The sequence below is a fragment of the Hydrogenophaga sp. genome (assembly GCF_041913525.1).
Lineage (GTDB): Bacteria > Pseudomonadota > Gammaproteobacteria > Burkholderiales > Burkholderiaceae_C > Hydrogenophaga.
Genome location: NZ_JAYSFD010000003.1, coordinates 201,332 through 213,265, shown reverse-complemented (window position 1 = coordinate 213,265; position 11,934 = coordinate 201,332). Strand labels below are relative to the sequence as shown.

At 66.7% G+C, this 11,934-nt stretch carries 10 protein-coding genes and 1 pseudogene; 3 read left to right on the top strand and 8 right to left on the bottom strand.

Features of this window, described 5'->3' with window-relative positions; translation table 11 throughout:
* Positions 1-3 precede the first annotated feature (3 nt).
* The 4 genes from ACE3RQ_RS05975 to ACE3RQ_RS05960 form a co-directional block, all read right to left on the bottom strand.
* Positions 4-261: a hypothetical protein gene (locus ACE3RQ_RS05975; RefSeq protein ID WP_374520892.1), complete on the bottom strand. Its 258-nt coding sequence runs from the start codon at positions 259-261 to the stop codon at positions 4-6.
* Positions 262-418: 157 nt separating this feature from the next.
* Positions 419-1,546: a YbdK family carboxylate-amine ligase gene (locus ACE3RQ_RS05970; RefSeq protein ID WP_374520890.1), complete on the bottom strand. Its 1,128-nt coding sequence runs from the start codon at positions 1,544-1,546 to the stop codon at positions 419-421.
* A gap of 78 nt (positions 1,547-1,624) precedes the next feature.
* Positions 1,625-2,812, bottom strand: coding sequence for a cation:proton antiporter (locus tag ACE3RQ_RS05965; RefSeq protein ID WP_374520888.1), 1,188 nt, complete (start codon positions 2,810-2,812; stop codon positions 1,625-1,627).
* A 135-nt stretch (positions 2,813-2,947) separates the two neighbouring features.
* Positions 2,948-3,820, bottom strand: coding sequence for an SAM-dependent methyltransferase (locus ACE3RQ_RS05960; protein WP_374520886.1), 873 nt, complete (start codon positions 3,818-3,820; stop codon positions 2,948-2,950).
* Between the two features lie 39 nt (positions 3,821-3,859).
* On the opposite strand from ACE3RQ_RS05960, the gene ACE3RQ_RS05955 reads away from it, so the two are divergent.
* Positions 3,860-4,888: a serine/threonine protein kinase gene (locus ACE3RQ_RS05955; protein ID WP_374520884.1), complete on the top strand. Its 1,029-nt coding sequence runs from the start codon at positions 3,860-3,862 to the stop codon at positions 4,886-4,888.
* 221 nt (positions 4,889-5,109) lie between these two features.
* Positions 5,110-5,565 carry a MarR family winged helix-turn-helix transcriptional regulator gene (locus ACE3RQ_RS05950; RefSeq protein WP_374520882.1) on the top strand — a complete coding sequence of 152 codons (456 nt, stop codon included), beginning with the start codon at positions 5,110-5,112 and terminating at the stop codon, positions 5,563-5,565.
* Between the two features lie 94 nt (positions 5,566-5,659).
* On the opposite strand, the pseudogene ACE3RQ_RS05945 reads toward ACE3RQ_RS05950, so the two are convergent.
* From ACE3RQ_RS05945 to ACE3RQ_RS05930, 4 genes and pseudogenes are all read right to left on the bottom strand, one after another.
* A pseudogene (locus ACE3RQ_RS05945) lies at positions 5,660-5,965 on the bottom strand (hypothetical protein); the annotation flags it as partial.
* A gap of 63 nt (positions 5,966-6,028) precedes the next feature.
* Positions 6,029-7,972 (bottom strand): molecular chaperone HtpG, encoded by a 1,944-nt coding sequence (htpG, locus tag ACE3RQ_RS05940; RefSeq protein ID WP_374520881.1) that lies wholly within the window; start codon positions 7,970-7,972, stop codon positions 6,029-6,031.
* A gap of 71 nt (positions 7,973-8,043) precedes the next feature.
* Positions 8,044-9,063 carry a pseudouridine synthase gene (locus ACE3RQ_RS05935; RefSeq protein WP_374520879.1) on the bottom strand — a complete coding sequence of 340 codons (1,020 nt, stop codon included), beginning with the start codon at positions 9,061-9,063 and terminating at the stop codon, positions 8,044-8,046.
* Between the two features lie 28 nt (positions 9,064-9,091).
* Entirely contained in the window at positions 9,092-9,820 is a 729-nt protein-coding gene (locus ACE3RQ_RS05930) for a Crp/Fnr family transcriptional regulator (protein WP_374520878.1), read from the bottom strand.
* A gap of 159 nt (positions 9,821-9,979) precedes the next feature.
* Here ACE3RQ_RS05930 and ACE3RQ_RS05925 point away from each other — a divergent pair, with 159 nt between their 5' ends.
* Positions 9,980-11,926, top strand: coding sequence for a long-chain fatty acid--CoA ligase (locus ACE3RQ_RS05925; protein ID WP_374520876.1), 1,947 nt, complete (start codon positions 9,980-9,982; stop codon positions 11,924-11,926).
* Positions 11,927-11,934: the final 8 nt, after the last annotated feature.

The window sequence follows — 11,934 nt, the reverse complement described above, 5'->3', positions numbered from 1 at the left end:
GGCTCAGTGAATGGCGAGGGCCAGCGCCGGCTGCGCGTTGGCGTAGCTGTCGCTGCCGGCGTCCATGAACGTGTCGGCGTCGATGGCGGCGTCGAAGTCGAGGGCGTTGTCAAACAGCTTGGGGATCAGCGGCTTGTCCAGCGGGCGGCAGACGCGCTGGCGCAGGCCCTGCAGGGCCCGGCTGTCTTCCATGGCGCTGATCACGGCCTCGGGGTCGAGCATCAGAACGAAAGGGTTGAGACGGCTGGCGGCGGACTTCATGGCGGGTTCGTGGAGAGACTGTTTCAAAGCGAAATGCGATGAAACAGACTGTATCCAGCCCGCTTTTCCGGGTTAAGTCGGCCCCCTGCCATTCGCTGTGTCGGAATTTGCCTGACACGCCTCAGAAGCCCGGGGACAAGGCACTGCCGTTCAGGCGTCAGACTGGCCCGCTGCGCAGCGCCTCCACGCTGGCGCGCACCACCGCTTGCACGCTGCCGCTTTCCTTGAAGCGGTTTCGCAAGAACGTGGCGTGGTTGCCGGTGCGGGCCGCGGTGCGCTCGATCTCGTCCAGTGCAGCCATCGAGTTCAGCGCCTGCGCGTGCGGCCCGAGCTTTCGCAGGGTGGCCAGCACGTCTTCGCGAATGCTGATCTGCTCGCGCGTCTTGGGGTTGACCATCATGCCGTCCAGACCGAAACGGCAGGCCTGGAAACGGTTGTAGGTGTAGACGAGGTAATCGTCTTCCTCGGGCGGCGGCTCGTTGCGCTCCAGCAGGTGGCGGCACAGGGCCTGCAGGTAGCAGGCCAGGGCCGCGGCGCGCTCCACCGTGAGGGGCGTGTCGCACACGCGCAGCTCGATGGTGCCGTACTCGGGCTTGGGCCGGATGTCCCAGTAGAAGTCTTTCATCGACTTCACCACCCCGGTGCTCTCCATCTTCGTGAAGTAGCCGTTGGCGAACTCGTCCCAGCTCAACACAAAGGGCGCGCGCCCGCTCAAGGGGAAAGCGAACACCGAGTTCAGGCGGGCCGAGTCGAACAGCGTGTCCACGCCCTGCGAGAACGGCGACGACGCCGACAGCGCAATGAAGTGCGGCACGTAGCGGTTGAGCGAGTGCAGCAGAAACAGCGCCTCATCGGGCGAGGCACAGCCGATGTGCACGTGCTGCCCGAACACGGTGAACTGCTTGGCCAGGTAGCCGTACAGGCCCGACAACTCCTGAAAGCGCGGCTTGGAGAAGATGCGCTGCTCGAACCAGCGCTGAAACGGGTGCGTGCCGCCGCCCGCCAGTTCGATGTTGAGCCGGTCACCGGCGTGCACCAGGGTGTCGCGGATGGCCTGCAACTGCGCCAACAGCGGCCCGTGCTCGCGCTGCACATCGGTGGCAATCTCGATCATGCTTTGCGTCATCTCCGGCGTGACCGTGCCGGGAAAGGGCTTGCGGCGCAGCAGTTCCAACAAATCGTTGGCGCTGCTGGAGAGATCGAAGTCGTGGCTGTTGACGAGCTGCAATTCCAGCTCGACGCCCATGGTCAGCGAATCGGAGGCCTTGAAGGTTTCCAGAGGCATAGGAGCTTACCTTTCAGCGATTGGAGGTCACGCGGAGCCGTTTGGAGGATGAGGGTTGAGGCGCCAAAAGGCGCGCTCCTACTCCTTGGTGACGTGGGTTTCACGGGCCGCCCGCAGGGCACGCTGCGTGATCACCGGCCCCAGCAGCTCTTGCAACAGCATCATGCCGGTGAGCACCGAGAGCACCGCCACAGCGGGCTCGAAGCCCATCAGGCGGCTTTGCTCCAGCAGCAAGATGGCGAAGGCCGACATGGGCGTGAGCGCCAGGCCGGTGAGCACGCCCTTGCGCTCGGTGATGCCCGAGAGGCGCGCGGCCGCCAGCCCAAACGCCACCTTGGAGGCCGTGCGCACCGCGATCAGCAAGACCCCCAGCCACAGGGTGGAGGCCACCTGAGCCCAGTCCAGCAGCGAGGCGATGTACACAAACAGGAAAACGGCCAGCAGGTCGCCTGCGGTGCCAAAGTCGCGCTGGGCGTTGGTCAGGTGCACGCGCCGCTCGCGCGCCACGATGCCAAAGGCCAGGGCCGCCAGCAGGGGCGACAGGCGCAAGCCGTAGGCGGCGGTGGTGAGCAGCAGCACCGACAGCGCGAACACCACCGTCATATCGCGGGCCTGGCTGGCGCGAAAACGCAGCAGCCAGGGCACCACCACGCCCAGCAGGCCACCCATGGCCACCGAGGTGGCCACCACGTGCACGCTGCCAAACGCCGCCATCACCAGGTCACCCGAGGTGCTCAGGTGCCAATAGCCCACCACCAGCTTCAGCGCCAGCACGGCCAGCGCGCAGTTGATGGCACACAGGTGCAGCACGCGCTCGGTGGCCTGCCCGGCGCTGCGCAACTCATTGGCCACGCGCACCACGCCCGCCGGCGAGGCCGACACCGACAGGGCCGCGATGATCAGGCGTTGGTCAATGGGCAGGTTCAACCACCCGGTGACCCAATAGATCAAGCCAAAAGTGGCGATGGACTCCAGCACCCCCTGCAGCAAGACCCAGGGGTTGTGGCGAAACCAGCGCAGGTTGATGCGGTAGCCCAGCTCGAACAGCACCAGCGAAAGCGCCACGTTGGCCAGGAAGGGCAGGCCCGGGATGTCGGTGGTCAGGCCCGGCAGGTTGACCAGACCGCCCAGCAGGCCCACGCCCACGTAGCTCGTGACGCGCGGCACCTGCCAGCGCTCGTGCAGGCGCTCGCCCACGAACCAGGCCAACAGCAGCACCAGCGGCCAGGCCACGGCCTGCAACAGAAACACGAAGTCGGTGGACATGGGCGCAGTCTCCTGTGTGGGGCCCGGGGCTGGCGCACACGGCGCCGTGCACCGCATGCGGTGTCCGTGCCCCTGACGTGCCCGCGCAAGCGCGGGCGGGTCTTCAGACAGGCGGCCCGTGGGGCCACCGCGATCTCAGACCGCGAAGCGGGTCTGGAGTTCTTGCAGCCCCAGTTCGTCGAGAACCTGCTGCAATCGTTGCCGGGCCCGTTGCCGGGTGCCCTGGCGATCCTGATCGATTCTACGGGCGAGGATGAGTTCATTCTTCATGGAATGCTCCCAGCCCACCAGCTCGGTCACGGTGACGCTGTAACCATGTGCTTCGAGCTGCAGGCAGCGCAGCACATTGGTGATCTGGCTGCCGAATTCGCGGGTGTGCAGCGGGTGGCGCCACAGCTCGGCCAGCGGCGTGCGCGACAAGGTGAGCGCCTTGTGCTTGCGCATCACCGACGCCACCTCGGCCTGGCAACACGGCACCAGCACCAGGTGGCGCGCCTGCTTGGCCAGACCGAAGGCGATGGCGTCGTCGGTGGCGGTGTCGCAGGCGTGCAGCGCGGTGACCACGTCAATCTGCGCCGGCAAGGCCGGGTCGGTCAGGGCCTGTTGTACGGTGGTGGCCAAAAAGGCCATGCGATCAAAGCCCAGGCGCTGCGCCAGTTCTCGCGACTTCTGCACCAGTTCGGCCCGCGCCTCCACGCCGTACACATGGCCCACCGGCTTGTCCTTGAAGAACAGGTCGTAGAGGATGAAGCCCAGGTACGACTTGCCGGCACCGTGGTCGGCCAGGGTCACGTCACCGCGCTCGGCCAGCACCTCGGCCAGCAACGGCTCGATGAACTGCACCAGGTGATACACCTGCTTGAGCTTGCGCCGCGTGTCCTGGTTGAGCTTGCCCTCGCGCGTGAGGATGTGCAGCTCTTTGAGCAACTCGATCGACTGGCCCGGGCGCAGCTCGGGCAGTTGCTCCTGCAGCGTGGGCGCAGGCGCTTTCACCTTGTGTTTCGACATGGGGCGATGGTAGCCCAGGCCCTGGCGCGACAATCGCGCATGGACCCCAAGACCCACCCCTACGACGCCCTCACGCCCGATGTGGTGCTCGACGCCCTGGCCGCCATCGGCCTCTACGGCGACGGCCGCCTGACCGCCCTCAACAGCTTTGAGAACCGCGTCTACCAGGTGCACCTGGACGAACCGGTGGAAGGCCAGGACGCGGTGGTGGTCAAGTTCTACCGACCCGGCCGCTGGACCACCGCGCAAATCCATGAAGAACACGAGTTCGCGCTGGAGCTGGCCGCCGCCGAGGTGCCCATGGTGGCCCCGCTGCGCCTGCACGGCCAGACCCTGCACCACCATGGCGGGTTCGATTTCGCGGTGAGCCCGCGCCGAGGCGGGCGCCGCCCCGAGCTGGACGACTGGGACGTGCTCGAATGGACCGGCCGTTTCCTGGCGCGCCTGCACAGCGTGGGGCAATTGCGCCCCTTCTCACACCGTCCCACCCTCAGTTCGGCCACCTTCGCCCATGAACCGCGCGACTGGCTGATGCAACACCACGCCGTGGCCCCCGAGGTGCAAGGCGCCTGGGCCGAGGCCCTGGGCGAGGCCCTCGCCTTGATCGAGCGCCACCCCGTGCTGCGCGGCGAGGCGTCGCCCGAGGGCGGCATCGCCACCCTACGGCTGCACGGCGACTGCCACCCGGGCAACATCCTCTGGACACCGGAAGGACAGCCCGGTGCCGGCCCACACTTTGTGGACCTGGACGACGCGCGCCAGGGCCCTGCGGTGCAAGACCTGTGGATGTTGCTATCGGGCGACCGACGCCAGCAGACCCAGCAGCTGGGGGCTTTGCTCGATGGCTACGAGCAGTTCCGCCCCTTCGACCGGCGTGAGCTGGCCTTGATCGAGCCCCTGCGCACGCTGCGCCTGGTGCACTACAGCGCCTGGATCGCCCGGCGCTGGGACGACCCGGCCTTTCCCATCAACTTTCCCTGGTTCGGCACGCGCGACTACTGGCAAGGGCAGGTGGACATGCTGGTGGAGCAAATCGAGGCCATGCAGGAAGACCCGCTGGTGGGTTGAGCCCGATGCACCCCCACACAAAAAGATTGCTAAAGATGTAATTTTTGTTGTGTAATTCACCCGTTGGTTCTAGTTAACCAACTTCCCATTCAACCCGTGCAGAGAGTCGGTCACCTTGTGCCCCGGTCGCCGGCGCCTCGCTCGTTGTGTCAACGTCTTTCAGGAAAGGTGTTTGTCGGCCCAGGTGCTCCCCGGCACCGCCGTCCGAAAACAGTGCAGCCATGGCCCCCATGCCCAAATCCCTGTCCGAAGCCTCCCTTCAACTCGAGCAGCAGCTTTGCTTCGCCCTGTACTCCACGTCCCTGGCGATGACCAAGCTCTACAAGCCGCAACTCCAGCAAATTGGCCTGACCTACCCGCAATACCTCGCCATGCTGGCGCTGTGGGAACACGATGGCCTCACGGTGAGCGAACTGGGTGAGCAGCTCCACCTCGATTCGGGCACCCTCACGCCCTTGCTCAAGCGCCTGGAATCGGCCGACCTGGTCAGCCGCCAGCGCGACGACGAAGACGAGCGCCGCGTGATGGTGCGGCTCACCCCGGCGGGCAAGCGCCTGAAAAGCCGTGCGCTGCGCATCCCCGCCACCATGCTCGACGCCGCCCAGTGCCCGCCCACCGAAGCACAAAACCTCACGCGCCAGATTCAGATGCTGCGCAACCGCCTGAGCGCCGCCTGACCACAGCCTGATCGGCGCAGACCGTTCGGGCAACAAAAAGCCCACCGAAGCGAATGCCTCGGTGGGCTTTTTGTCGAGACCAGGGTCAGTCCTTGGGCTTGTCGGGGTCGTGAATGACGGTGCTGGTGCCCACGCCCACCCCCACCCGGGCGCCGCTGTTGCCGATCTCGGTGCTGGTGCCCACCCCGACGCCAGCGCTCACGCGCCCGCCGGGGCTCACCCCCACGCCCACGCCGACTGGCCCTACGCCAGTGCCAACGCCCAGGCTCACGCCGTTGTTGCTGGCCCCCACGCCGATGGTGACGGGCCCCACGGGAATGCCCACGCCCACACCAACAGAGCCGCAAGCCCCCAGCATCAAGGGCAAGACCAGCAACAAGGGGCGCAGGGAAACGGTCATGGTGAGCTCCGGTGAATCAGGTACCGATTGTGACCGCGCCCCGCGCCGAAAGTGCCCCGTGCCTTAGGCCAGCAGGGCGTTCACCCGTTTCACGTAAGCCGCCGGGTCGTCCGGCAGACCGCCTTCGGCCAGCAGGGCCTGGTCAAACAGGATGTGGGCCAGGTCGTCGAAGTGGGCATTGCCTTCCAGCTTTTTCACCAGGGCGTGGTCGGCGTTCACCTCCAGAATGGGCTTGACCTCGGGGGCCTTCTGGCCGGCCTGTTTGAGCAGACGCGCCAACTGCGTGGAGTACTCGCCGTCTTCCACCACCAGGCAAGCCGGCGAATCGACCAGGCGCGAGGTGACGCGCACGTCTTTTGCCTTGTCTTTCAGGCTCTCTTTCAGCTTCTCCAGCACCGGCTTGAACGCCTCGGCAGCGGCCTCGGCGGCTTTCTTCTCGGCCTCGTCTTGCAGGGCGCCCAGGTCCACCGCGCCCTTGGCCACGCTTTGCAGCGGGGTGCCGTCGAACTCAGGCAGGAAAGACAGGGCCCACTCATCGACGCGGTCGGTCATGAGCAGCACCTCAATGCCCTTCTTGCGGAACACCTCGAGCTGCGGGCTGTTGCGCGCGGCCTGCGGGGTGTCGGCGGTGATGTAGTAGATGGCCTGCTGGCCTTCTCTCATGCGGGCCTTGTAGTCGGCCAGCGAGGTGGGCTCGGCCTGCGTGGTGCTGGCAAAGCGCAGCAGCTTGGCGATGCGCTCGCGGTTGCCGAAGTCTTCGCCAAGGCCTTCCTTGAGCACGGCACCGAACTCGGCGTAGAAGGCGCTGTACTTGCCGACTTGCGCTTTGTCCTCTTCGCTCACCACATCGGTCACGCCGTCCTGGCCTTCAGCGGTTTCGGCGGCCTCGGGCAGCTTGTCCTTCTTGGCCAGGTCTTCCAGCATGGACAGCACGCGGCGGGTGTTGCCCTCGCGAATGGCCTTCACGTCGCGGCTTTCCTGCAGCAGCTCGCGGCTGACGTTGAGCGGCAGGTCGGCCGAATCGACCACGCCCTTGACCCAGCGCAGGTAAGACGGCATCAGGCTCTCGGCCTCGTCCATGATGAAGACGCGCTTCACGTACAGCTTGATGCCGGCCTTGCGGTCGCGGTTCCACAGGTCCACCGGGGCCTTGGCCGGGATGTAGAGCAACTGCGTGTACTCGGTGCTGCCTTCCACGCGGTTGTGGCTCCAGGCCAGCGGGGCCTCGGTGTCGTGGCTGAGGTTTTTGTAGAACTCGGTGTACTGCTCGGCGCTGATGTCCTTCTTGGGGCGGGCCCACAGCGCGTTGGCCGAGTTCACGGTTTCCCACTCGTCCTTGAGCACGTACTCGCTCTTCTCGCTGTCCCACTCTTCCTTCTGCATGCGAATGGGCAGGCTGATGTGGTCGCTGTAACGGGCGATGATGGACTTGAGCTTCCAGTGGTTGAGGTATTCGGTCTTGTCCTCGCGCAGGTGCAGGATGACGCTGGTGCCGCGCTCGGCGCGCTCAATGGCCTCCACTTCGAAGTCGCCGCTGCCGCCGCTGGTCCAGCGCACGCCTTCGCTGGCGTTCAGACCGGCGCGGCGGCTTTCCACCACGATCTTGTCGGCCACGATGAAGCCTGAGTAGAAGCCCACGCCGAACTGGCCGATGAGCTGGGCGTCGGCCTTCTGGTCGCCGCTGAGGCGGCTCATGAAATCGCGGGTGCCGCTCTTGGCGATGGTGCCCAGGTGGTCGATGGCCTCCTGCGCACTCATGCCGATGCCGTTGTCGGTGATGGTGATGGTCTTGGCCTCGCGGTCAAAGGCCACGCGCACCTGCAGCTCGGGTGCGTCTTCCATCAGGGCCGCGTTGTTCAACGACTCAAAGCGCAGCTTGTCGCAGGCGTCCGAGGCGTTGGACACCAGCTCGCGCAAGAAGATGTCGGGGTTGGAATACAGCGAGTGGGTGACGAGGTGCAGCAGCTGGGCCACCTCGGCCTGGAAGGAATGGGTCTGTTTGCTCATGGCGGAATGTGGGAGGAAAAAACAAAACCGCCGCCGATCTGGGGACGCGGCGGCGGTATTTCAAGGGGTGCTCAGAAGCGCTCGTCGGGCCCGAGGTAGCGCCACTGCCCCATGGGCAGTTGGCCCAGCACGATGCGACCAATGCGCACGCGCTTGAGGCCCACCACGTGCAGGCCGACGGCCTCGCACATGCGCCGGATCTGGCGCTTCTTGCCCTCGCGCAGCACGAAGCGCAACTGCTCGGGGTTCTGCCAGTCCACCTTCGCCGGGCGCAGGGGCTGGCCATCCAGGCTCAGGCCGTGACACAGCAGGGCCAGGCGCTCGCGCGGGAACACGGCCTGCACGTCCTGCGTCACCAGCCCTGCGCCCTGTGGCCCATTGGGCGCCCAGTGCACGCGCACCAGGTATTCCTTCTCGACCTCACTGTCTTCGCCGATCAGGGTCCGGGCCACGCGACCGTCCTGCGTGAGGATGAGCAGGCCGGTGGAGTCGATGTCGAGCCGGCCGGCCGGCGCCATGCCGCGCAACTGCGTGGGTGAAAAGCGGCGCGGGCTGCGGTCTTCGCGGCAGCGGCTCTTGGGGCCGATGAGCGACACCGCGGCCTCGTGGCCGTCTTCGGGCTGGCCACTCACGTAGCCCACCGGTTTGTGCAGGATGACGGTGACGCGCTCGTCCTGGCGCTGGCGGGCCTGCGGCAATACCTCAATGTGGGCCTGCGGCGACACCGGCTGGCCCATGGTGGCCACCGCGCCGTCCACCAGCACCCAGCCGCTGGCGATCCAGTCGTCGGCCTCGCGGCGCGAGCACAGGCCCATGTCGGCCAGGCGTTTGTTCAGGCGTATGGCGTCGCCTGGCGCGGCGGCTGGGCGTGAGGGGCGATGGCCAGGTGAAGGGCGTTCGCTGCGCGCGGGCTCGCGAGGCGGTTCGCGGTAGGGCTCGCGCGCGGGCGGGCGCGGCGGCTGGGCCGAGGCGGGGCGGGCGCGTGCCGGGCCGGCCGGGCGCACGGGCGCGCGGCGCGGGGCGTTGGGATCGCTGGGAGCAGGGGCCGCTTTCTTGAGCTTGAGCGTGCGGCCGTTGGGGTCTTGGGTCATGGGCCGATCATCCCAGATCGCCCGTGGCTCAGCGGGGCCGCAGGGTGCCCGAGCGCAGGGCCTGCAGGTCGAGCACGCGCAAGCCGCCGTACTCCACGCGAATCCAGCCCTCGGCCTGCAGCGTGGACAAGGCCTCGTTCACGCGCTGGCGCGAGAGCCCCACCAGGTAGGCCAGCTCTTGCTGGGTGATGCGCAGCATGTGGCCCACGCCCGGCGACAGCAGGGGGTGGAACAGGGCCGCCAGGTTGCGCGCCACGCGCAGATCGGGGCTGGCGATGCGGTCGATCTCGCGGGCCGCGATGAACTGCCCCAGGCGCTCATTGAGCTGGTGCATCACGAAGCGATTGAAGCCCAGCGAATGCTCGACCAGCCAGTCAAAGCTGGCCACCGGCAGACCAGCCACCACGCTCTTGCGCAAGGCCAGGATGTTGTAGCGGTATTGCTCGTGCTTGAGCACGGTGCCCTCACCAAACCAGCCACCCGGCGCCACGCCAGTGAAGGTGATGGGCGAATCCGCGTCGTCGTTGCTCATCTTGAGGAGGCCATCGATCAGGCCGAACCAGTAGGTCACGGGGCGGCCGACGCGGCAGATGAAGTCGCCCGCCTCCACATCTCCAACGAGCAAATCGCCCACTACCCGCTCGCGCTCGTTGTCTTTGAGCGAGGGCATCCAGGGTATGAGCGCCAGTTCTTGCTCGGAGGGCGGGCGCGCGCGGTCGCGAAGAACAGAGCCAGAGCGTCGGGAGGTGGTGGCCATCAGGGTTGCAACCTAAGGGAAAGTCCTAGCCGGGGAGACCCTCGATTGTCGTCGGACCGACAACACGACGTCAAATGAATCCCTACCATGCAGGTCATTCGTTGTCCCACATGGGACATCACTGGACAAGCGTCGACCTCACTGGCGCAGGAGACAAGAATGCAGACCACGTTCCCCCGACTGCTGCTGGAACATGCGCAGCGCCGCCCGCAGGCCCCGGCCATGCGCGAGAAGGCCTACGGCATCTGGCAGACCCTGACCTGGGCCGAGTTGGCGCACATGGTGGAGGCCATTGCCTGCGGCCTGCACCAGAGCGGCCTGCAGCGCGGCGAGCACCTGGTGGTGATCGGCGCCAACCGCCCCCGCCTCTACGCGACGATGCTGGCGGCCCAATCACTGGGGGCAGTACCGGTGCCGCTGTACCAAGACGCAGTGGCCGCCGAGTGCGTGTTCCCCATCAACAACGCCGAGGTGCGCTTCGTGGTGGTGGAAGACCAGGAGCAGGTGGACAAGATGCTGGAGGTGCGCGAGCAGTGCCCGCAGCTCTCGCACATCTGGTACGACGACCCGCGCGGCCTGCGCAACTACGACCAGCCCGGCCTGGCCGGCCTGGATGAGCTGATCGGCGCCGGCAGCGCCCACGCCAAGGCCCACCCGCAGCTTTTCTCCAGCCAGGTCGAGCAGGGCCAGCCCGCCGACGTGGCGGCCATGTTCTTCACCAGCGGCACCACCGGCAACCCCAAGGGCGTGGTGCACACGCACAGCACGCTGATCAACCGCGCCAGCGTGGGCGCCGCGTTTGACAAGCTCACCGACGGCGACGAGGTGCTGGCCTACCTGCCGCCGGCCTGGATCGGCCAGAACATCTTCAGCTACGCGCAGTGGCTGGTCACCGGCTACGTGGTGAACTGCCCCGAGAGCGGCAGCACCGTGACCATCGACCTGAAGGAAGTGGGCCCCACCTACTACTTCGCGCCGCCGCGCGTGTTCGAGGGCCTGCTCACCAGCGTGATGATCCGCATGGAAGACGCGGGCGCCCTCAAGCGCAAGATGTTCCACGCCTGCATGTCGGTGGCCCGCCGCGTGGGCCCCGACCTGATGGACGGCAAGCCCGTGGGCCTGCTGGACCGCCTCAAGTACCAGATCGGCAACCTACTGGTGTACGGGCCGCTGCGCAACAACCTGGGCTTCTCTCGGGTACGCGTGGCCTACACGGCCGGCGAGGCCATCGGCCCCGACCTGTTCAGCTTCTACCGCTCCATCGGCATCAACCTCAAGCAGCTCTACGGCTCCACCGAAACCGCGGTGTTCGTGTGCCTGCAGCCCGACCACGAGGCGCGCGCCGACACCGTGGGCGTGCCCTGCGAGGGCGTGGAGATCAAGCTGAGCGACACCGGCGAGGTGCTGGTGAAGTCGCCCGGCCTGCTCAAGGAGTACTACAAGAACCCCAAGGCCACCGAAGAGGTGCTGTCGGCCGACGGCTGGTACCACACCAGCGACGCCGGCTTCATCGACGCCAGCGGCCACCTGAAAATCATCGACCGCGTGAAAGACGTGGGCCGCCTGAAGGGTGGTGCGTTCGACGGCGCCATGTTCGCGCCCAAGTACGTGGAGAACAAGCTCAAGTTCTTCTCGCACATCAAAGAGGCCGTGGCCTTTGGCGATGGCCGCGAGAAGGTGTGCGTGATGGTGAACATCGACTTTGAGGCCGTGGGCAACTGGGCCGAGCGCCGCAACCTGCCCTACGCCGGCTACACCGACCTGGCCTCCAAGCCCGAGGTGTACGAGCTGATCCGCGAGTGCGTGGAGAAGGTCAACGCCGACCTCTCGCGCGACGAGCTGCTGGCCGGCAGCCAGGTGAGCCGCTTCCTGGTGCTGCACAAAGAGCTGGACGCCGACGACGGCGAGCTCACCCGCACCAACAAGGTCCGCCGCGGCTTCATTGGCGACAAGTACGCCGTGCTGGTGGACGCGCTGTATGGCGGCAAGTCCGAGCAGTTCATCCAGACCCAGGTGAAGTTCGAGGATGGCCGCACCGGCAGCGTGAGCGCCACCCTGAAGATCGTGGACGCCAAGACGTTCGCCCCCGTCAAAGCCGCTGCCTGAGAGCCCCC

What these genes read in the sequence shown, in the direction of transcription:
- ACE3RQ_RS05975 (WP_374520892.1), bottom strand. Translation starts at nt 261, where the DNA reads ATGAAGTCCGCCGCCAGCCGTCTCAACCCTTTCGTTCTGATGCTCGAC.
- ACE3RQ_RS05970 (WP_374520890.1), bottom strand. Translation starts at nt 1,546, where the DNA reads ATGCCTCTGGAAACCTTCAAGGCCTCCGATTCGCTGACCATGGGCGTC.
- ACE3RQ_RS05965 (WP_374520888.1), bottom strand. Translation starts at nt 2,812, where the DNA reads ATGTCCACCGACTTCGTGTTTCTGTTGCAGGCCGTGGCCTGGCCGCTG.
- ACE3RQ_RS05960 (WP_374520886.1), bottom strand. Translation starts at nt 3,820, where the DNA reads ATGTCGAAACACAAGGTGAAAGCGCCTGCGCCCACGCTGCAGGAGCAA.
- ACE3RQ_RS05955 (WP_374520884.1), top strand. Translation starts at nt 3,860, where the DNA reads ATGGACCCCAAGACCCACCCCTACGACGCCCTCACGCCCGATGTGGTG.
- ACE3RQ_RS05950 (WP_374520882.1), top strand. Translation starts at nt 5,110, where the DNA reads ATGGCCCCCATGCCCAAATCCCTGTCCGAAGCCTCCCTTCAACTCGAG.
- htpG (WP_374520881.1), bottom strand. Translation starts at nt 7,972, where the DNA reads ATGAGCAAACAGACCCATTCCTTCCAGGCCGAGGTGGCCCAGCTGCTG.
- ACE3RQ_RS05935 (WP_374520879.1), bottom strand. Translation starts at nt 9,063, where the DNA reads ATGACCCAAGACCCCAACGGCCGCACGCTCAAGCTCAAGAAAGCGGCC.
- ACE3RQ_RS05930 (WP_374520878.1), bottom strand. Translation starts at nt 9,820, where the DNA reads ATGGCCACCACCTCCCGACGCTCTGGCTCTGTTCTTCGCGACCGCGCG.
- ACE3RQ_RS05925 (WP_374520876.1), top strand. Translation starts at nt 9,980, where the DNA reads ATGCAGACCACGTTCCCCCGACTGCTGCTGGAACATGCGCAGCGCCGC.